The sequence below is a fragment of the Bradyrhizobium sp. Mp27 genome (assembly GCF_029953005.1).
Lineage (GTDB): Bacteria > Pseudomonadota > Alphaproteobacteria > Rhizobiales > Xanthobacteraceae > Bradyrhizobium > Bradyrhizobium barranii.
Genome location: NZ_JASAUS010000001.1, coordinates 247,951 through 267,530 on the forward strand (window position 1 = coordinate 247,951; position 19,580 = coordinate 267,530).

At 65.3% G+C, this 19,580-nt stretch carries 19 protein-coding genes; 1 reads left to right on the plus strand and 18 read right to left on the minus strand.

Annotated features, from left to right (window positions below; all coding sequences use genetic code 11):
* Positions 1-3: 3 nt before the first annotated feature.
* From QJT78_RS01000 to QJT78_RS01030, 7 genes are all read right to left on the minus strand, one after another.
* The gene (locus QJT78_RS01000; protein ID WP_028152535.1) at positions 4-666 is read right to left on the minus strand and encodes an HAD family hydrolase; all 663 of its coding nucleotides are present in this window, start codon (positions 664-666) and stop codon (positions 4-6) included.
* A gap of 74 nt (positions 667-740) precedes the next feature.
* A complete protein-coding gene (locus QJT78_RS01005; protein WP_038941911.1) occupies positions 741-2,660 on the minus strand; it encodes a VWA domain-containing protein in 1,920 nt (639 codons plus the stop codon).
* A 10-nt stretch (positions 2,661-2,670) separates the two neighbouring features.
* Positions 2,671-3,483 carry a CbbQ/NirQ/NorQ/GpvN family protein gene (locus tag QJT78_RS01010; protein WP_038941912.1) on the minus strand — a complete coding sequence of 271 codons (813 nt, stop codon included), beginning with the start codon at positions 3,481-3,483 and terminating at the stop codon, positions 2,671-2,673.
* A 59-nt stretch (positions 3,484-3,542) separates the two neighbouring features.
* A complete protein-coding gene (locus tag QJT78_RS01015) occupies positions 3,543-4,889 on the minus strand; it encodes a cbb3-type cytochrome c oxidase subunit I (RefSeq protein WP_028152538.1) in 1,347 nt (448 codons plus the stop codon).
* A 67-nt stretch (positions 4,890-4,956) separates the two neighbouring features.
* Complete coding sequence (locus tag QJT78_RS01020; RefSeq protein ID WP_014496596.1) at positions 4,957-5,409, minus strand: cytochrome c; 453 nt, start codon at positions 5,407-5,409, stop codon at positions 4,957-4,959.
* Positions 5,410-5,520: 111 nt separating this feature from the next.
* On the minus strand, positions 5,521-5,781 hold the full coding sequence (locus QJT78_RS01025) for a cytochrome C oxidase subunit IV family protein (protein WP_038941913.1): 261 nt from the start codon (positions 5,779-5,781) through the stop codon (positions 5,521-5,523).
* Between the two features lie 2 nt (positions 5,782-5,783).
* A complete protein-coding gene (locus tag QJT78_RS01030; protein WP_028152540.1) occupies positions 5,784-6,359 on the minus strand; it encodes a cytochrome c oxidase subunit 3 family protein in 576 nt (191 codons plus the stop codon).
* 172 nt (positions 6,360-6,531) lie between these two features.
* Between QJT78_RS01030 and QJT78_RS01035 the strand changes: the two genes are divergently transcribed.
* Complete coding sequence (locus tag QJT78_RS01035; RefSeq protein WP_085965373.1) at positions 6,532-6,687, plus strand: hypothetical protein; 156 nt, start codon at positions 6,532-6,534, stop codon at positions 6,685-6,687.
* A gap of 29 nt (positions 6,688-6,716) precedes the next feature.
* On the opposite strand, the gene QJT78_RS01040 is transcribed toward QJT78_RS01035, so the two are convergent.
* The 11 genes from QJT78_RS01040 to QJT78_RS01090 form a co-directional block, all read right to left on the minus strand.
* Positions 6,717-7,922, minus strand: coding sequence for an ATP-binding protein (locus tag QJT78_RS01040; protein WP_080586469.1), 1,206 nt, complete (start codon positions 7,920-7,922; stop codon positions 6,717-6,719).
* A gap of 472 nt (positions 7,923-8,394) precedes the next feature.
* On the minus strand, positions 8,395-9,585 hold the full coding sequence (gene mmsB, locus QJT78_RS01045) for a multiple monosaccharide ABC transporter permease (RefSeq protein WP_028150318.1): 1,191 nt from the start codon (positions 9,583-9,585) through the stop codon (positions 8,395-8,397).
* Positions 9,582-11,159, minus strand: a complete 1,578-nt coding sequence (gene mmsA, locus QJT78_RS01050) for a multiple monosaccharide ABC transporter ATP-binding protein (protein ID WP_028150317.1) — start codon at positions 11,157-11,159, stop codon at positions 9,582-9,584. The genes mmsB and mmsA overlap by 4 nt, the downstream gene beginning before the upstream one ends.
* 101 nt (positions 11,160-11,260) lie before the next feature.
* The gene (gene chvE, locus QJT78_RS01055; protein WP_014496603.1) at positions 11,261-12,334 is read right to left on the minus strand and encodes a multiple monosaccharide ABC transporter substrate-binding protein; all 1,074 of its coding nucleotides are present in this window, start codon (positions 12,332-12,334) and stop codon (positions 11,261-11,263) included.
* A 73-nt stretch (positions 12,335-12,407) separates the two neighbouring features.
* Positions 12,408-13,286 carry an SMP-30/gluconolactonase/LRE family protein gene (locus tag QJT78_RS01060; RefSeq protein WP_028150316.1) on the minus strand — a complete coding sequence of 293 codons (879 nt, stop codon included), beginning with the start codon at positions 13,284-13,286 and terminating at the stop codon, positions 12,408-12,410.
* Positions 13,287-13,296: 10 nt separating this feature from the next.
* Complete coding sequence (locus QJT78_RS01065) at positions 13,297-14,361, minus strand: aldose epimerase family protein (protein ID WP_038941918.1); 1,065 nt, start codon at positions 14,359-14,361, stop codon at positions 13,297-13,299.
* Between the two features lie 2 nt (positions 14,362-14,363).
* On the minus strand, positions 14,364-15,290 hold the full coding sequence (locus QJT78_RS01070) for a Gfo/Idh/MocA family oxidoreductase (RefSeq protein WP_028150314.1): 927 nt from the start codon (positions 15,288-15,290) through the stop codon (positions 14,364-14,366).
* Entirely contained in the window at positions 15,287-16,039 is a 753-nt protein-coding gene (locus QJT78_RS01075) for a FadR/GntR family transcriptional regulator (RefSeq protein WP_028150313.1), read from the minus strand. Before QJT78_RS01075 ends, QJT78_RS01070 begins: the two co-directional genes overlap by 4 nt.
* Positions 16,036-17,016: a galactofuranose ABC transporter, permease protein YjfF gene (yjfF, locus tag QJT78_RS01080; protein ID WP_028150312.1), complete on the minus strand. Its 981-nt coding sequence runs from the start codon at positions 17,014-17,016 to the stop codon at positions 16,036-16,038. The genes QJT78_RS01075 and yjfF overlap by 4 nt, the downstream gene beginning before the upstream one ends.
* Positions 17,013-18,005, minus strand: coding sequence for an ABC transporter permease (locus QJT78_RS01085; protein ID WP_038941919.1), 993 nt, complete (start codon positions 18,003-18,005; stop codon positions 17,013-17,015). The genes yjfF and QJT78_RS01085 overlap by 4 nt, the downstream gene beginning before the upstream one ends.
* Positions 18,002-19,546 (minus strand): sugar ABC transporter ATP-binding protein, encoded by a 1,545-nt coding sequence (locus QJT78_RS01090; protein ID WP_028150311.1) that lies wholly within the window; start codon positions 19,544-19,546, stop codon positions 18,002-18,004. Before QJT78_RS01090 ends, QJT78_RS01085 begins: the two co-directional genes overlap by 4 nt.
* Positions 19,547-19,580 lie beyond the last annotated feature (34 nt).

The following is a 19,580-nucleotide window of genomic DNA, read 5'->3' on the forward strand; positions in this document are numbered from 1 at the left end:
GGCCTATGCCTCCCAGAAATCGCTCATGCGCGCGAAGACCCGATCGGCCCCGGCACGGGACAATATAGCCTGCCCGTCGCGCCCGCGATAATGGCTGCCGCCGACAAATCCCCAGACGGTCATGCCGGCAGCCTTCGCGGCCAGCACGCCACTGACGCTGTCCTCGATCACCAGCGTGCGCGCGGGTGTCACGCCCATTTTCTCCGCCGCGTGGAGAAACAGATCCGGCGCGGGCTTGCCGTGCGTGACCATCTGCGCCGTGTAGATCCGGTCGCCGAAATGGGGCGCGAGACCGGTCACCCTCAGCGACAGCGCGACGCGGTCGAGATCACTCGACGAGGCCACGCAATTCGGCACGCGCAGGCCGGACAGGACGGTATCGGCATCGGGAATCGGATGGAGCGCCTTCTCGAAAGCGGTCAGTACGCGCGACTTCAGCCGGACAGGAAAATCGGCCGGCATCGCCTGGCCGAGTTCGCGATAATGCTGCGTGACCGCGCTCGTGCTTCGTCCGAGAAACAGCTCGAGCGCCTGCGCGAGTGTCAGCGATACCCCAAATCCGGACAGCTCGTCCACAAGGCACTGGCAGCTCACGAGTTCGCTGTCGACGAGCACGCCGTCGCAGTCGAAGATGACGAGATCGGGCCTTTGCCGGCTTCGGTCCATCCGGCCATTCGATCATATACCCATGCTTTGAGCAATAGTTCACCCGGTGGAGGACATATGCGGGTTCTCCGGGGTCAATGGGCGACCTGTCGATAGATCGCCGGCAAGGCCGCAGGCAAGCGGCGGATGTTGCCGACGATGGCGTAGCCGCTGCGGCCGAACAGCGTCGGGACGTAGGATTGCGCCGTCGCATCGACCGTCACGCCGAAGACTGCGATGCCGAGCCGCCGCGCCTCCTGCACGGATTTGCGGGTGTCCTCGACCGCAAAGCGTCCCTCATAGTGATCGACGTCGTTCGGCTTGCCGTCGGTGAGAACAAGCAGCAGCTTCTTGCGCTGCGGCTGGCGCGCCAGCTGGGCCGAGGCGTGACGTACCGCCGCACCGATCCGCGTGTAATAGCCGGGCTTCAGCGCGCCGATCCGGCGCTCGATCGCGCCACTCATCGGCTCGCCGAAGGCCTTGACGGTTTCGAGCCGCACCCAGGAACGCCGGCGCGAGGTGAAGGTGAGGATACTGTGGTGATCGCCGCAGGCTGACAGGCCGTGCGCAAGCACCAGCAGCGCCTCCTTCTCGACGTCGAGGACCCGATAACCATCGACCCAGGCGTCCGTCGAGAGCGAGACGTCCACGAGCAGCGTGACGGCAAGATCGTCCCCTCGCGGTCGCATCGCGACATGGACGCGATCGAGACCGCCTCCGCCACTTCCGGCGCGGAGATCGCACCGCGCACGCACGAGCGCGTCGAGGTCGAGGTCGTGCCCATCGGCTTGGGCGCGCATCAATTCACGACGCGGCCGCAACACCTCGAAGCGGCGGCGCACCTGGCGGATATGCCGACGCATGGCGTCATCAGGCGTCCAGCCCTCACCCAGCTCGGAGGCCGCACCCGCGAGCACGCGGCAATGATCGGGCAGATAGGAGCCGCTGCGATAATCCCATTCGGGATAGCTCAGGTCCGCGTTCAATGGCGATAAATCGAGGGCTTCCGGCGGCAGGTCGAGATCGAATTTGAGTCGGCTCGCCGGCTTGCTGCTGCGGCGGCTGAGCGTGATCTCCTCGAGGTCGTCGGCTGCCTTCTGCGCATCCTCGTCCTCACTGTCGTCGGCCGGGCGGTCGACATTGATCATCTCGGCCATCGCGAGGATCTTTTCAAAGCGATTGAGCACGAAAGGATCGCGGCGATTGGTACCGTCTTCGCGCTCGCGGACGGCGAAACGCTTGCGATCGTCCGATGGCGCTGGCGCGGCGGTCGGCGCCCACTCGTCGTCGCCTTCATGTGTGGGCGACAGCGCCCGTGTCCAGCAATCGCCCCAGAGCGGGCATGGCAGGATCGAACGATAGCCGGGCGGCGCCCTGTCCGGCAGCGGCCCCGTCCCCATCATCGCCGGCCACAGCTTTCCCACCGGCGGCGTATCGGCGCCGAGCAGAGCAAGCACGATCTGCTCCATGTCCTGCTCGACGCGCGGCAATGGCCGGTGTGGCCGCGCCATGGCCGTGGCCGCGGCCAGCCGGGCGTAGTGCTCGGCAAGGCCGGGACATTCCGTCAGCACAAGCACCGCGACTTCGCTGGCCTGCCGCAGCGTCAGCAGATCGCGCCGCAGCGGATCGGCCTCGGCGATCGCGTCGACCGGCGCAAAGGCAAACCACGCGGCCAGCCACCGGTACAGCGCAGCATTCAGCCCGCGATCGGCGAAGATCGCGATGTTGTTGGGCAGGAAGATCGTCGCGGCGTCACGCCCGGGTTGCCCGAGCCGCTCGTCGCCGAGCCCGATGCGCTGCCGCCATCCGAGCCGATGCCCGGTCCGGCGGGCACTCGCGCTCGCGATCTGCACGCCCGTCTCCCCGCCAAGCGCGCGGAACATGATCGCGATCCGGCTGCGCACCTCCGCGAGCGACACCGCGTGTTCGGCATGGGCCGGATAGCTCGCGGTACCGCCGACCAGACGATGCCAGGCGCGGCCGACGGTTTCTTCAAGCTCGAGGAAATCGAGCATCGCATCCCCCTCAGGATATCACGGCGCGTGCGACGTCGAGCAGCGCCGCCTTGACGTCTGCGTCATCGGTGAGCGGTTCGATCATGCCGGCCAGCACCGCATCCGTAATTGAGGCTCCCGCCGCAATCAGGGTGGCGCAATAGACGACGAGACGGGTCGAAACGCCCTCCTCCAGGTCGTGCCCCTTCAGCGCGCGCAGCCGGCCGGCCAGCAGGACCAGCGGTCGCACATAGTCGGGCGCGAGCCCGCTCTCGGCCGCGACCACCGCGATCTCCTGCTCCGGGGCTAAGAAGCCGAACTCGATGGCAACGAAGCGCTGACGCGTCGACGGCTTCAACGCCTTCAGCAGCGTCTGGTAACCGGGATTGTAGGAGACCACGAGCATGAAGCTCTTCGGCGCGACCAGCTCCTCGCCGGTCCGCTCCAGCGGCAGGATACGGCGGTCGTCGGTGAGCGGATGCAGCACCACCGTGACGTCCTTGCGCGCCTCCACGACCTCGTCGAGATAGCAGATGCCGCCCTCGCGCACCGCGCGTGTCAGCGCACCGTCGGTCCATACGGTGTCGCCGCCCCTCAGCAGGTAGCGGCCGGTAAGATCGGCGGCGGTGAGATCGTCGTGGCAGGCGACGGTATGAAGCGGCAATCCCAGCCGCGCCGCCATGTGGGCGACGAAGCGCGTCTTGCCGCAGCCGGTCGGTCCCTTCAACAGGACCGGGAGCTGATGCCGCCAGGCCTGCTCGAACAGCGCGCATTCGTTGCCGCTCGGAACGTAAGCCGGGAGCACGAGCGCGGGTGCCGCCAGGGCGTGAAGTGCTGCTGTCATGGTTCTTCTCCGGAAATCATTCTGGAACGGCGGCCGCGACTTGCGCGGCCGCCTTGTGTTTATTCGGCCGGTTGCAGGGCGCCCGGGATAGTCGCCTGCTTCTCGCGACCGGGCACCAGCACCGCCCAGACGAACATCAATGCCGAGATCGCGACGAACACGCCGGAGCCGAGCCGCACCCAGTAGAAGAAGGCAAGCTGGTCCTGCACGTCCATGTAACTCTGGCCAAGCACGCGCTGGAGATGGACCTGAATCACGCCGGCAAAGGTCAACGCGAAAGTCATGGTCATCATCGCCGTGCACATGATCCAAAAGCTGGTCATGCTGAGCCACTGGTTATAGGGCGCACGTCCCTTGATCTGCGGGATCGCGTAAGCCATCACCGACAGGTTCAGCATCACATAGGCGCCGAAGAAGGCGAGATGGCCATGTGCGGCGGTGACCTGCGTGCCGTGCGTGTAGTAGTTCACCGAGGACAGCGTGTGCAGGAAGCCCCAGACGCCGGCGCCGAGGAACGCCATCACAGAGCAGCCGACCGACCACAGCAGCGCGGCGCGGTTCGGATGCTTGCGGCCGGCCTTCCAGGTCATCTGCACCGTGAAGATCACCATAGTGAAGAAGGGCGCGACCTCGAGCGTGGAGAACAGCGAGCCGATCCACTGCCAGTAGCCGGGCGCGCCGATCCAGTAGAAGTGGTGGCCGGTGCCGAGGATGCCCGAGAACAGCGCAAGGCCGATGATGACGTAGAGCCACTTCTCGACCACCTCGCGGTCGATGCCGTTGAGCTTGATCATCAGATAGGCGAGCACGGACGCCATGATCAGCTCCCAGACGCCTTCGACCCAGAGATGCACGACGTACCACCAGTACATCTTGTCGACCGCGAGATTGGCCGGATTGTAGAAGGCGAACAGGAAGAAGATCGCAACACCCCACAGGCCGAACAACAGGATGTTGGTGACCGTCGTCTTGCGTCCCCTAAGCGCCGTCATCGTCACGTTGAACAGGAACATCAGGCAGACGACCACGATGCCGACCTTGATGATGAAGGGCTGCTCGAGGAATTCGCGGCCTTCGTGGTAGTGGAAGAGATAGCCGACCACGGCCACGCCAGCGGCGCCGAAGAACATCCAGAACTGGATCTTTGCGAGCAGCGGGCTGTAAAGCTCGGTCTCGGTTTCCTCAGGCAGCAGGAAGTAGGTCGCACCCATGAAGCCGATCAGCGACCACACGATCAGCGCGTTGGTATGAATCATCCTGACGATGTTGAACGGAAGCAGCACCGAGAGCGTGTTGGGCAGGACGTAGATGGTTCCAGCAAGCAGGCCAAACAGGACCTGCGCCAGGAACAGCGTCAGCGCGCCGTAGAAATACAGCATCGCGACTTTCTGGGTCTGATATTTCATTTCGGGTTCTCTCTGTCTTGAAAGAGGCAAGGTCTTGAAAGAGGCAAGGCCCTGAAAGAGGAAGGCGTCAGCCGGCCTTGTTCGGCGGCCACTCCTGGCGCTTGATCTTGCTGGTCCATTGCAGGAAGTCGGCGAGATCGTTGAGCTCCTGGTCGGTGAGGTTGAACTGCGGCATCTGCCGCCGGCCCTCCGCGCCCGAGGGCTGCGATTGCATCCAGGCCTTCAACGTCTCGCGCGCACCGGCCGGATCCTCATTGCCGCCCCAGCGATCCCAGACATTGCCGACCTCAGGGGCGAAATAGGCGCCCTCGCCGAGCAGCGTGTGGCAATTGATGCAGGAGTTCTTCTCCCAGACATGCTTGCCGCGCGCGACCGACGATGTCAGCGTCGTCGCATCCGTCGAGGTCGTCGCCATATAGTAGTGGCTGTGCGCCGTCAGCCCGATGAAGATGGCGAAGAAGAAAGCCGAGCCGCCGTAGAAGACGTTTCGAGCCGCCGACTTGGTCAGGCGTTCAGCCATTGCCAGTCCTTTCCGTTGTGAGTCCAGTCGTGAGGAAGCAGTGATGCTGTATCTTGCCGATTGGTGCCGTCGGGTCTTTGTCCGGGCGCAATGAGCGCTGCGTTGGCGGCGTCAGATCAATGCGACGACGGCGGAGGCGAGCCAGGCAACCAGCACCACGATGAGGATCCATGCGCTGACGAGGCCGCGCCAGAGCGCCGGCACCGCCCGAAGGTCCATGAAATCGAGCGCGATTCGGCGGCCCTTGATGGCGGCAAGGACCAGGAGAAGTGCGTTGGCGAGCAGCGGACGCGGCATCAGCGGCGGAAGCAGGATCGTCGCGAGCGCGAAGCCGATCAGCACGAGCCAGGTGATGTCGAGACGGCCGGGCATGATCAGCGCACCAGATAGAGGATCGGGAACATGACGATCCAGACCAGATCGACCATGTGCCAGAAGGCGGCGCCGGTCTCGACGCCCGAGATCTCGGCGCGGCGGCAGACCACGGCAAGGATGATGATGCCGAGGCCGACATGCAGGAGATGGAAGCCGGTCAGGAGGAAGTAGAGGGTGAAGAACGGGCTGGTCTCGAGGCCAACGCCGCGACCGATCTCCTCGGCATATTCGGTCAGCTTGATCGCGATGAAGAGGCCGCCGAGCGCCATGGCAATCAGTAGCCAGCGGCGCGATGCCCGCTTTTCACTGGCGCGCGCAGATCTGGTCGCCCTCGCCGCGGCCCAGCCGCTGGTCACCAGCACGATTGTGTTGAGGCCGGCGAGATTCGCGTTGAGTGCCGCCTGCCCCGCCGCGAACACAACGGGATGGATCGCCCGGGCAACGACGAAGGCGCCGAGGAACAGGCCGAAGGCGACGAGCTCGCTGAAGATCAGTACCCAGATCATGGGATCGCCGGGGAGATCCTCCAGGATTCCCCAGCCGGTTCCCTGTTGCTCGCAATCGGCTGCCGACATCTGCTTTCCGGATCAGGACACCGGCCAGACTTAGCTCAACCGTCCAGTTCGGAATTTGTCGCAGGACAAACTGGGGGGCCACCGGCCGAGATGTTTGCGCCGACGCAACGTCCCGCTCGCCGGAGCCCGGTACGAACAGACTCAGGGTTCGCAAGGAGCGGTGAGCAATGACATGAGCGATGCACAAATCGGGCTAATGACCGCGACACCCATCATCATCGCCTTCGCCATCGCGCTCCGGCGCATGGGCGTGCTGTCGACGGTGGCGACGGTATCGGCGGTGAGCCTCTCCGTCGCGATCGCGACGGTGCTGTTCACGACGCAGTAGCCGGGCACTACCGATGAGGAAACGATCAGCTATCGCCGGTCGGGCGCCATTCTCGGCAGGATGAGCTGAAACCGCGTCCCCGCGCCGGGCAGGCTCTCGAGCCGGAGCTGCCCACCCAGCCGGTCGACGACGATGCTGTGCACGATATGCAGACCGAGGCCGCTGGCGCCGTCGTGCCGTCGCGTGGTGAAGAACGGGTCGAAGGCCCGCCGTTCCACATCGGGAGCCATGCCGCAACCGTCATCGGCAAACAGCAGCTCAACGTGGTCATCATTGACCGCACGGAGCGAGACGTTGATCGTCCCTGTCTCACCATCGGAGAACGCGTGCGTCATCGCATTGACTGCGAGGTTGGTGAGCACTTGGCCGAAAGGCCCGGGATAGCTGTCCATGGCGAGATTCGTTTCGCAGTGGAGGCTGAACGCGATGTCGCGCACCCGCAACTGCCGCTCGAACTGCGACAGAACCTGGCCGGTCAGCTCGCCTGCGTCGAAGCTGCGCCGCAGTGACTCGGTCTGGTCAGCCGCCACCTGCTTGAAGGATTGCACCCGCTCGGCGGCGCGACCGAGATTCGTGACCAGCTGCGCCGACGCATCGCTGACCAGTTCCAGAAACCCTGTCAGTGTCGAGCGCTTGAGATTACCCCGCGCGACCTCCGCCGCGAACTGCTCCGCCTTGCGCTGGAGCGTCGATGCCACCGTCAGACTGCTGCCGAGCGGCGTGTTGATCTCGTGCGCGACACCGGCAACCATGCGCCCGAGCGCCGCCAGCTTTTCCGCCTCGATCAGGGTGTCCTGGATATCGCGCAGATGGCGAAGCGCGGTCTCAGCGGCGTCCCTGGAGCTGCGAATCTCCCGCTCGGCGCGCTTGCGCTCGGTGATCTCCTCCGCCGCCACGTTGACCGCGACAATCTCGCCATCCGGCATTCGCAGCGGGTGCCAATAAGTAACCCAGGAACGCTCCTCGACCTGATCGGCCCGCTGCCCCGCCACCTCGATACCGATCACGGGTTCGCCCGTCGCGACGATCGAGCGCACAATCTGCTCGACGGAATCCGCCAAGGCCGGCACGCAGTCCCTGACCGTACGTCCAAGATGGCCTTCGATGGATATGCCGCAGATCTCGGTCAGACGCTGGTTGATCAGCAAATAGCGGCAGTCCGGCGACAGACAGGCCAACCCGATCGGGGCGGTGTCGTAGATCAGCTGCAACGCCGGCAAAGTCGAGACCAGCATCACCTCCGAAGCCGGCGATGACCTCACTGTACTCGTCACTCAGGTTCCCCGTGGTCCCTTGCGTCGACCACATGAGATTAGCACGGAATGGGCGATCGGTTGATCTAGATCAAGAAGACGCGCCGGCGCCTCTCGTTCCGAGGCTCTGGCGTGAATCGCCTCGTTCAAAACAGAACAAAGGCCCCGATCAATAAACCTGCAGCAAAGGAGCCTAGCCCGAGGGTGCAGACGGAAACGATGCGCAAGAGGATGCGAAGCCGGCCCTCAAATTCATCGTCTGTCATCTCGTGGATATGAGCCGCCACTGGTGCTGCCCTGCCCGTGCCCTGCTCGGCACCCCCCGGATCTAGTCCCCAAATCATGGTCATCGCGAGGCATCGGTTCCGGTCGCGATGCCGTGATCGAAATTGACGAAAGTGGTAGTCGCCTGGCGGGGCGGCGCCAGAGCCTCCCCCGCGACGTGATTTTGCGCCTACCGCCGCTGGTTATACACGTCGATGCACACGGCCCCGAGCAGCACCAGGCCCTTGATGACCTGCTGATAGTCGATGCCGATGCCGAGGATCGACATGCCGTTGTTCATCACGCCCATGATCATGGCGCCGACCACGGCGCCGCCGACGCGACCCACCCCGCCATAGGCCGAGGCGCCGCCGATGAAGCAGGCGGCGATGACGTCGAGCTCGAAGCCGAGGCCCGCTTTCGGCGTCGCGGTGTTGAGGCGCGCGGCAAAGACGAGGCCGGCAAGCGCGGCCAGCACGCCCATGTTGACGAAGGTGAGGAAGGTCAGCCGCTCGGTCTTGATGCCCGACAGGCTTGCCGCCTTGGCGTTGCCGCCGACGGCATAGATCTGCCGGCCGATCACGGTGCGGCGGGTGACGAAGCCGTAGAGCGCGATCAAGGCGCTCATGATCACCAGCACGTTCGGCAAGCCGCGATAGGTCGCGATCAGGTAGGTGAAGTAGAGCACGGCGCAGGCCAGCACCACGCTCTTGCCAAGGAAGAACGCATAAGGCTCGACCTCGATGCCATGCGACTGCTCGCGCGCGCGGCTCTTGGCGCTGGCATAGACCAGCCCCAGCGCCAGCACCGCGCCGATCAGCATCGAGGTCGGATGCAGCGTGCCGGTTTCAGGCAGGAACTCCGGAATGAAGCCCGACGACAATTTCTGGAAGGTCGGCGGAAACGGCCCGAGCGACTGCCCCTGCAACACCGCCAGCGCAAGTCCCTTGAACACGAGCATGCCGGCCAGGGTCACGATGAAGGACGGTATCTTGAAATAGGCGACCCAATAGCCCTGCGCCGCGCCGATCGCAGCACCAACCACGAGGCAGGCGATGAAGGCGAGCGTATAGTCGACCTTGTACGTCACCATCAGCAGAGCGGCGACCGCGCCGACGAATCCCGCGACCGAACCGACCGAGAGGTCGATATGGCCGGTGACGATCACGAGCAGCATGCCGAGCGCCATGATGACGATGTAGCTGTTCTGGAGCACCAGATTGGTCAGGTTGAGCGGCTGGAGCAGCGTGCCGCCGGTCATGACCTGGAAGAACAGCATGATCGCGATCAGCGACATCAGCATGCCGTAGTTGCGCAAATTGTTCTTGATGAAGCTGCCGGTCCGGCGCTCCTCGGGCAGCGACACCGTCTTGTCGGTCATGGCTGCAATCCTCCCATCTCCGCGGCCTCAGGCACGCCGTTTCCGTTGCTTCTTTCGTTGCGCATGATGGCGCGCATGATCTTCTCCTGCGTCGCCTCTGCGCCCTTGAATTCCCCGACGAAGGCGCCGTCGTTCATGACGCAGATGCGATCGCAGATACCGAGCAGCTCGGGCATCTCCGAGGAGATCACCACGACGCCGCGCCCGGCCTCCGCAAGCTCGTTGATGATACAGTAAATCTCGTATTTGGCACCGACGTCGATGCCCCTTGTCGGCTCGTCCAGGATCAGGACTTTTGGATCGGTCATCAGCCATTTCGACAGCACCACTTTCTGCTGGTTGCCGCCGGAGAGCTGGCCGGTCTCCTGGTACACGTCGGAGCAGCGGATGCGCATGCGGCTCCGGTAGTCGCTGGCGACCTTCAGCTCGGCGATGTCGTCGATCACCCGGCCGGGTGCGACCTGGTCGAGGCTTGCGAGCGTGATGTTCTTGCGGACGTCGTCGGCCAGGATCAAGCCGAGCTGCTTGCGGTCCTCGGTGACATAGGCAAGGCCGGCGTCGATCGCGGCCGCAACGCTCGGCAGCACGATCTCCCTGCCCTCCAGCCGGATCCGGCCGCTGATAGTGGTACCCCAGGAGCGGCCGAACAGGCTCATGGCAAACTCGGTGCGGCCGGCGCCCATCAACCCGGCAATGCCGACGACCTCGCCGCGCTTCACGCCGAAATTGACGTTCTTGATCACCTGCCGCTCGGGATGAATGGGGTGATAGACCGACCAGTTCTCGACGGTCAGGACAGGCTCGCCGATCTTGGCGCTGCGCTCGGGAAAGCGATGGGCGAGATCGCGGTTGACCATACTGCGGATGATGCGGTCTTCCTGGATCGGCTCGCTGCGGCAGTCGATGCTGTCGACGGTGCGGCCGTCGCGCAGCACGGTGATGTGGTCGGCGACCTTGGCCACCTCGTTGAGCTTGTGCGAGATCAGGATCGAGCCGATGCCCTGCTCGCGGAAGGCCATCAGGCGTTCGAGCAGCGCGGCGCTGTCGGCCTCGTTGAGGCTCGCGGTCGGCTCGTCCAGGATCAGCATCCGCACCCGCTTGGACAGCGCCTTCGCGATCTCGACCAGCTGCTGCTTGCCGACGCCGAGATCCGTGATCAGCGTATCCGGCGATTCCTTCAGTCCGACCTGCGCGAGCAGCTCGCGGGTGCGCCGGTAGACCTCGTCACGGTCGATGACGCCGAATTTTGACGGCGGATGCGACAGGAAGATGTTCTCCGCAATCGACATCAGCGGGATCAGCGCTAGCTCCTGGTGGATGATGATGATGCCGAGCGCCTCGGAATCGTTGATGTCGCGGAAGCGGCGCTCCTCACCCTCGAAAACGATGGTGCCCTCGTAGCTGCCGGCCGGGTAGACGCCGCTGAGCACTTTCATCAGTGTGGATTTGCCGGCACCGTTCTCGCCGACAAGCGCGTGGATCTGCCCGGCCTCGACCGAGAAGTTCACGTCACGCAGAGCCTGCACGCCTGAAAAGCTCTTGCTGACGTTGCGCATCTCCAGCATGGCGGTCATGATTTCACATCCCTCGATCGCTGCTAGTTCACCTCTCCCCGCTTGCGGGGAGAGGGAGAAGAGGCCCTCCCCGCAGGCGGGGAGAGAGGAAAGAAAGAAGCTTACTGGAACTGCGACTTCTTGTAGTAGCCGCTGTCGACCAGAGTCTTCTCCCAATTGTCCTTGTAGACCACGACCGGCTTCAAGAGATAGGATGGCACCGTCTTGGCGCCGTTCTCGTAGGTCTTGGTGTCGTTGACGGTGACCTGCTTGCCGGCGAGTGCGGCGTCGACCATATCGGCGGTCACCTTGGCGAGATCGCGGGTGTCCTTGAAGATGGTCGAATACTGGTCGCCGCGCAGCATCGCCTTGATCGAGGGCACCTCGGCATCCTGGCCGCTGATGATCGGCATCGGCTGGCCGGCGCTGCCATAGCCGACGCCCTTCAGCGAGGAGATGATGCCGATCGAGAGGCCGTCATAGGGCGACAGCACAGCGTTGACCTTCTTGTTGCCGTAGTAGGCGCTGAGCAGGTTGTCCATGCGCGCCTGGGCGGTGGCGCCGTCCCAGCGGAGCGTCGCGACCTTGTCCATGCCCATCTGGCCGGAGACGACGACGAGCTTGCCGCTGTCGATGTACGGCTTCAGCACGCTCATCGCGCCGTTGTAGAAGAAGTAGGCGTTGTTGTCGTCGGGCGAGCCGCCGAACAGCTCGATGTTGAACGGGCCCTTGCCGTCCTTGAGGCCGAGCCCCTGGACAAGCGACTCCGCCTGCAGCACGCCGACCTGGAAATTGTCGAAGGTCGCGTAATAGTCGACGTTCGGCGTGCCGCGGATCAGGCGATCATAGGCGATCACGGTGATGCCTTTTGCTTTCGCCTGCTTGAGCACGTCGGACAGCGTGGTGCCGTCGATCGCGGCGATCACCAGCGCTTTCGCACCCTTGGTCACCATGTTCTCGACCTGCGAGAGCTGGTTCGGGATGTCGTCCTCGGCGTATTGCAGGTCGGTGTTGTAGCCGCGCTCCTTCAGCACCTTGACCATGTTGTTGCCGTCGTCGATCCAGCGCGCCGACGATTTGGTCGGCATGGCAATGCCAACCGTCGCCTTGTCCTGGGCGGAGGCGGTGATGCCCGAGGCCATCGTCGCTGCGCCGGCAAGCGCCAGCGCGAGGAATGTCGTCTTCAGTTTCAGCATGTTTTACTCCCTTGGGTGTCAGACTGTTTCTTCGTTTCGTCGAGAACGTTGGTCGTGTGCGGCTTCGAGCCTCCTATGCAAGCTTGACGTCAGGCTCCGCGCGGCCACGCGCAGATGCCTGCAACAGGAAAGTGCAGCCGGCTTGCGGATCGGCGGCGCGCGCCGCCGCGTCCATATCCTGCCAGGCCGACGTGACGAGGAGGCGCGACAGATCAGGGCCGACGAAGGCCGGGCAGCTCGACTGCTTTGCCGGCACGCGCAGCGAGCGCAGACGCTCGCCCTGCGGAGAGTAGACATCGATCCGGCCCGCACCCCAGCAGGCGTTCCAGATCTGCCCATCGGCATCGCACACCGAGCCGTCGAGGCCCCCGATGCCGGTGTGGCGCAACAGAACGTCCGGCTCGCCTCGCGGCAAACCGGTCGCCGGATCAAGTGGAACGGCGTAGAGCACGGCGCGCGCGGTGTCGGCGAAGTAGCCGGTCGCACCATCAGGTGAAAAGCAGATCGAATTTGGAATGGTGATGCGGGGGAACAGCATCGAGATCTTGCCGCGATGAAACGCGTAGATCGCGCCCGCTCCTGCCTCCGCATTGCGGCCCATGGTGCCGATCCAGAACGTGCCGGACTGGTGCACACGGGCATCGTTGGAGCGCGTCGCGGGATTGTCGGCTTCAAGCGGACAGACCAGCGTCAACGCGCCGTCGGCGAGCTTGCGGATGTAGAGGCCGTCTTCGGCGACGATCAACTGGCGCTCGGCGTCGATGCGCCCGAGACCGCTCGCCATCCGGCCGAGCGCGTGGACGCGAATGCTGCCGCCGCCGAGATGCGCCTCGAACAGCCGCCCCTCGCGGATATCGAACCACCAGGCCGTGTCGGTGGCCAAATCATAGGTCGGCCCCTCGCCGAGATGGCATGGATCGTCCGAGAGAACCGAGGTCGGCACCTCTTCCATCATGGCGTCCTCACTCCAAGCGATAGACCGTGTGATGGCGGTAGAGCTCGCCGGGATTGAGGCGCGGGCTCGGGAAATCCGGCCGGTTCGGCGCATCCGGCCAGATGTGCGGCTCGAGACACATGGCATCCGACTGCCGGATGAGCTTGCCGCCCTTGCCCGAGATCGTGCCGTCGAGATAGTTGCCGGAATAGACCTGAAGGCCGGGCTGATTGGTCAGGAGCTCCATGATGCGCCCTGAACGCAGCGCCTCCAGGCGGGCCGCGAACGCAAGCTTGCCGTCACGCCCGAGGCAGTAGGTATGGTCGTAGCCCCTGCCGTTGCGCAATTGCTGATCGCTCTCGCGGATGCGCGCGCCGACGGCCTCGCCGTCGCGGAAGTCGAACGGCGTTCCGGCCACCGCGCGCGGCGGCTCAGGCAGCGGGATGGCGGTGGGATCGATGGCGAGGAAATGCTCGGCGGCGACCGTCAGCTTGTGGTCGAGAATGGGTGTGCCTGAGGTCGCGCCGTCCAGATTGAAGAAGCTGTGATTGGTCAGGTTGACGATGGTCGGCCGGTCGGTTCGCGCCTCCATCGTCAACGACAGCTCGGCCGGGCCGATGACGCGATAGGTCAGTTGTACGTCGAGCCGGCCGGGATAGTTTTCTTCGCCATGCGGACTCGAATAGGTGAGCGTGACGCCCGGCTCCGCGCCGTCGTCGATGCCGACGATCTCCCAGAGCTTGCGATCGAACCCATCGAGGCCGCCATGCAGCGCATTCGGGCCGTTGTTGACCGGAAGCTGCACCGTTTCGCCGTCCAGCGAAAATCGTCCGTTGGCGATGCGGTTGGCGTAGCGGCCGACGGTGGCACCGAAGAACTTTCGTTCGGCGAGATAACCGGCAAACGTGTCATGGCCGAGCACGACGTCGTCGTAACCGCCTTTGGCATCCGGCGCGATGAGCGCCTGGATCGCCGCGCCATGGGTGATGATGCGGGCTTCGAACCCGCCCTCCCCGCGCAGCACGATGCGCTCGACGTTGCGGCCGTCCGGCAGCGTTCCGAAGATGTCTTTTGTTATTCTTGAGCCAGCCATGTTCAGTCCACAAACGGTTCGACGATGTTACGCTTGCCGAGCAGGAAGGCATCGGCAACGAGACGCAGCGGCGCCAGGTCGACGTCGCGCGCGCCGGTCGCGGTGAGCTTGACGAAGCGCCCGTACAGCTCGCGATATTCCTGATCGGGCGCCTCTGCAACGGTCTCGCCGTCGATCGCCATGCGCCGGCCGCCGCCCGACAACGTCATTCGGCCCTGGTCCGTTTCGACGAGGATATCCCAACTCTGCGGCCCGGTCTGGCGGAAATCGAACTCGGCGGTCACAGGCAGGCCGCCGATGTCGGTCAGCGTCAGGTTCGCGGCGATCGGGGCCTGGCAATTGGCTGGAAAGGCCAGCTCGGCCGCGGTGACGAACACCGGCCGGGGCAGAATACGGGTCAGGATCGAGAGCGCGTTGATGCCGGGATCGAACACGCCGAGCCCGCCCGGCTCCCAAATCCAGCCCTGCCCGGGATGCCAGACGCGAACGTCTTCCTTCCAGTTGATGTGCACAGACTTGATCTGCCGCGTGAGAAGCCACGCGCGCGCCGGCTCGACCGCGGGCGCATAGCGCGAATGCCAGGTCGCAAACAGCGTTCGCTTGGCCTCCTCCGCCATCGCGATCAGCGGGTCGAGCTCGGCAACGCCGGTGCCGGGCGGCTTCTCCAGCATCACGTGCTTGCCCGCGGCGAGCGCCACGGCGGCCTGGGCGCGCCGTACCTGCGGCGGCGTGCAGAGCGAGACGGCATCTATCGGCGGTCCCTTTTCCAGCAATTCCTCGATGGTCGCAAAATGCGGCACGCCCGGCAGCGATGCGTTGCGGCTCGCGACGGCCGCGAGCGTGGCGCCCGTCGTCGCGGCAATCGCACCGACATGCTGATCGCGCGCGATCTTGCCGAAGCCGACGATGGCAATGCGAAGTTCGGTCACGCTTTTTCTCCAATATCCGCGGACGGCAGCGCCTCGGCCTCGTGGCGGCGCATACCGTTGTGAATGACATAAACCATCGCTTCCGAGGCGGTCTGGGCGTCGCCGGCGGCGATGCCATCGACGATCTTCTGGTGCCAGAGCAGCACGGTGTCGCGGTCCTCCGGCTCGACCGGAGCGCTGAGCAGGAACGAGGCGCGCAGGGCGGCCTCGATGACGTGGCCGATCGAGCGCATGAACAGATTGCCCGAAGCGCGCGCCACCGCAACATGGAGCGCGAGGTCGGCGTCGGCAAAGCCGACGGAATCGGAAGCCTCAAACCGCATGCGGTCCATGCAACGACGGAGCTCGGCGAGGTCGTCCTCGGACCGCTGCGCCGCCGCCAGCATGGCCGCGCGCGGCTCGACCGCGAGGCGAATCTCGGCGAGGTCGTTGAGGAAGCGCTTGTCGATGCCGGCGTCCAGATGCCAGGCCAGCACGTCGGCGTCGAACATGTTCCAGGCGGCGCGCTCGCGCACGACCGTGCCGACCCGCGCCTTGGTGGTGAGCAGGCCCTTGGCGACCAGGGTCTTCACGCTCTCGCGCAGCACCGGCCGCGACACGCCGAACATCGCAATCATCTCGGCATCACCAGGCAGGCGCGTTCCCTCGGCGTAGCGGCCGGCGATGATGTCGACGCCGATCGAGCGGGCCACTTCCGCATGGTTGGAGTGAGCCCGGCGCGTCGGGATGACGACGATGCGCGACGTCATGTGGCTGCTCCTGCGCGCTTCGCCGCCGGCCGCCGCGCGAGCGCGACCAGCCCCTGCTGCAAGGCGATGAAGGCGAACAGTAGCACGCCGGTTGCGATCTTGGTCCACCAGCTCGACAGCGTTCCGTCGAAATTGATGTAGGTCTGAATCAGGCCCTGGATCAGGACGCCGAGGAAGGTGCCGATCACCGAGCCCTGTCCGCCCGTGAGCAGCGTACCGCCGATCACGACGGCCGCGATGGTGTCGAGCTCGACGCCGACCGCGGAAAGCGAATAGCCGGCGCTGGTGTAGAAGGAGAACACGATGCCGGCGATGCCCGCGAGCAGGCTCGACAGCATGTAGATCCTCACCGTCATCTTGCCGACGGCAACGCCCATCAGGCTCGCGGTCGCCCGGCTGCCGCCGAGCGCATAGACGTTAGCGCCGAACCGGGTGAGCTGCAGCAGCAGCGCGCCGCCGATCACGATCACGAGCATGATGATCGCAATCGCCGTCAATCGCCCCCCGCCGGGCATCCGCAGCGCGAAGTCCGACACGGTGGAATAGACCGGCGCGGTGATCGGCACCGATTCCGTCGAGAGCAGGAAGCTCGCGCCGCGGGCCAGGAACATCCCCGCCAGCGTCACGATGAACGGCGGCAGGTCGAAGACATGGATCACCGCGCCCATCGCCGCTCCGAAGGCCGCCGAGAGCGCGAGGATCGCGACGAAGGCAAGCAGCGGCGGTACGCCCCAGCGCTCGATCGCAAGCGCGACGAACACCGTGGTGAAACCGATCACCGAGCCGACCGAGAGGTCGATGCCGCCGGAGATGATGACGAAGGTCATGCCGGTCGCGACGATGCCGAGAAAGGCGTTGTCGGTGAGGAGATTGCCGACCACGCGGGTCGAGGCGATATTGGGGAATTGCACGGCGCACAGCGCAAAGCCGGCAACGAGCACGATGGCGGTGATGAGGACGGGCGGCAGGCCTTTCATGCTTTGGACCTCCGCAGCCGCGCGGCGATGCCGGCAATCCCCGAAAATTTCGGCGATTGCAGCAACAGCACCGTCATCACGACCACCGCTTTGACCAGCAAATTGAACTCCGGTGGATAGCCCGACAGCAGAATTCCGGTGTTCATGGTCTGGATGATCAACGCACCGAGCACGGCCAGCACGAGGCTGAAGCGGCCGCCGAACAGGGAGGTGCCGCCGATCACCACCGCGAGGATGGCATCGAGCTCGAGCCAGAGGCCGGCATTGTTGGCGTCCGCGCCCATGATGTCGGCCGCCGCAATCACGCCGGCGAGCGCGGCGCAGATGCCGCACCAGACGTAGACGGCCAGAATCATCGCACGCGTGCCGACGCCGGCAAGCTCGCTCGCCCGCGCGTTGCCGCCGGTTGCCTCGATCAGCAGTCCGAGCGCCGAGCCGCGCACCACCGCGCCGGTGAGAATCAGCATACCCAAGGCGATCGCGACCGGCATCGGCACGCCGAGCACCGCGCCATTGCCGAGCCAGACCAGATCCGGCGAGGAGAAGGTCACGATACGCCCCTCGGTAATGAGCTGGGCGATGCCGCGTCCTGCCACCATCAGGATCAGCGTCGCCACGATCGGCTGAATGCCGAGCACCGCGACGAGAAATCCGTTCCACAATCCGCAGACCAGGCCAGCGCCGAGCGCGGCCGCAAGGACCACGGCCAGACTGTGAGTGTCGGCAAGGCTCGCCGCGATCGCGCCCGAGATGGCCATGACCGCACCGACCGACAGATCGATGCCGCGCGTCGCGATCACCAGCACCATGCCGAGCGAGAGCAGCGCCACCGGCGTGCCACGGTTGAGCACGTCGATCAGGCTGCCGAACAGCCGGCCGTCCTGGAGGCGCAGATCGAAGAATTGCGGCGACACGATGCGATCGACCGCCAGGATGACGATCAACGCGAGGATCTGGGCAAGGCCGCGGCGCGGCAACAGCGCTGTCATGCCCGGCCCTCATGCGCGACAGCGGCGCCATCCGCGGCGATGGCCGCGAGAATGTTGCCGACGTCGATCGCCTCGCCCGCGAGCTCCTCGACATGGGCGCGGTCGCGCAACACGACCACGCGGTCGGAATAGGTCACGATCTCGTCCAGCTCGGAGGAGATCACGAGCAGCGCCAGCCCGTCGTCGCAGAGCTCGCGGATCAGGCGGATGATCTCGGCATGCGCGCCGACGTCGATGCCGCGGGTCGGCTCGTCCAGCACCAGGAGGCGCGGCGAGGTCGCGAGCCAGCGGGCCAGCAGCACCTTCTGCTGATTGCCGCCGGACAGCAGCCCCACGGGGCGCTCCGGATCGGGCGGGCGGATGTCGAGCACCTTGACGTAACGGCCTGCGATCTCGTCCTGTTCGCGGCGCGACAACGGCCGGTGCAGGCCGCGCTTGGCCTGGAGCGCGAGCACGATGTTCTCGCGCACGGTGAGCTCGGCGACGATGCCGTCGGTCTTGCGCTCCTCCGGGCAATAGCCAAAACCGTGGCGCACGCCGTCGCGCGGCGATTGCAGCCGCACGGGCGTCCCCTCCACCCTCGCCTCCCCGCCATCGGCGCGCTCGGCGCCGAACACCAGCCGCGCCGTCTCGGTCCGGCCCGAGCCGAGCAGGCCGGCGAGACCCACGACCTCGCCATGGCGCAGCTCGAGATTGAACGGCGCGACATAGCCGGCCTTGCCGTAGTTCTCGAAACTCGCGCAGACCTCGCGCGCCTGATGCTCTCCCGCCGACGCGCGGGCGCTGGTGGTCTCAGCCAGCTCGCGGCCGAGCATCATCCGGATCAGCTCGAGCCGCGGCAGCGAGGCGGTCTCGCGCTCACCGACCAGGCGGCCGTTGCGCAACACCGTGATCCGGTCGGAGATCTCGTAGACCTGATCGAGGAAGTGGCTGACGAATACGATGCCGATGCCGCGCTTGGCGAGCTGGCGCATGATGCCGAACAGGATCTCGACCTCGTGGCGGTCGAGGCTCGCGGTCGGCTCGTCTAGGATCAGCACGCGGGCGGAAAGATCGACCGCGCGCGCGATCGCGGTGACATGCTGGATGGCGACGGAATAGCTGCCGAGCGGCGCGCCGACGTCGATATCGAGACCGAAGTCCGTGAGAAGCGCCTTGGCGCGACGCCGCATCTCGCCTTCACGCACCATGCCGAAGCGCATCGGCTGTCGGTCGAGGAACAGGTTCTGCGCGACCGAGAGATTCGGCAGCAGATTGACCTCCTGGTAGACGGTGGCGATACCGGCCTGGAGCGCGGCTTTGGCCGAGCGCGGCGCGACCTCCTCGCCGCCGAGCCGGACGATGCCGGCATCGCGCGGGAATACGCCGGTGATCACCTTGATCATCGTGGATTTGCCGGCGCCGTTCTCGCCGAGCAACGCATGAATCTCGCCGGCACGAAGCGTGAAGTCGACCTCCTGCAACGCACGCACAGCACCGAAGCTTTTGCTGATCCCGCGCACCTCCAGCAGGGAAGGAGCAGGATCGGGGCTGTTCTCCATAACGACGTCACTCCCACCGGCGTCCGCTTATGCT